Raw genomic sequence first — 510 nt, 5'->3', positions numbered from 1 at the left:
TTCCGGCCGTCGTTGCCGACGAGTTCGTCCTTCGGTGTCCCGCTGTCTTGTTCAAGCCGTTGCGGTGCGGGGTCGAGGCCGCTCAGCAGTGTTCCGTTGTTCGGTAGCAGTGCTGTGTTCGAACCGGACCTGCCGCTGCCCCACCGTATTGAGCCCTTGACTGTCCTGACGGTGTCGCCGAGGCGCTTGGCCAGTGTTTTCCGCCGGGCGGGCGCGGACGTGCTCTGGGGGGTTTCTTGGTTCTCGCTCTCGTCGGTCAGCCAGTCCAGACGCGTCCAGTCCGCCCACTCGGCTGTCCGGACACGGAACTCGGCGGGCGGCCCGAACCTGATGTTCGGGGCCTGCGTGGTGTCGAGGGACTTGATGTGCTCGTTGAACTGCCGCAGGAGGAATATCGGACCGGTGCTGGCGCCCACGTTCTTCGACTTTATGGCCAGCTCAAGGACACCCTTGGCGTAGGCGTCCTTGTTGTTGATGTCCGGCAGATTGTCCAGAACCTGCTTCATGAAG

1 protein-coding gene is annotated in these 510 nt (G+C 63.3%); it reads right to left on the bottom strand.

Translation table 11 applies throughout. The annotated features are described in order from the left end of the window. Nucleotides 1-510 (bottom strand): hypothetical protein (locus tag IEZ15_RS44305; protein ID WP_189282559.1); only part of this gene is annotated, 510 nt, incomplete at both ends.

The sequence above is a fragment of the Streptomyces atratus genome, from assembly GCF_014648655.1.
Taxonomy (GTDB): Bacteria; Actinomycetota; Actinomycetes; order Streptomycetales; family Streptomycetaceae; genus Streptomyces; species Streptomyces atratus.
This window is presented reverse-complemented; position numbering and strand designations above follow the sequence as displayed.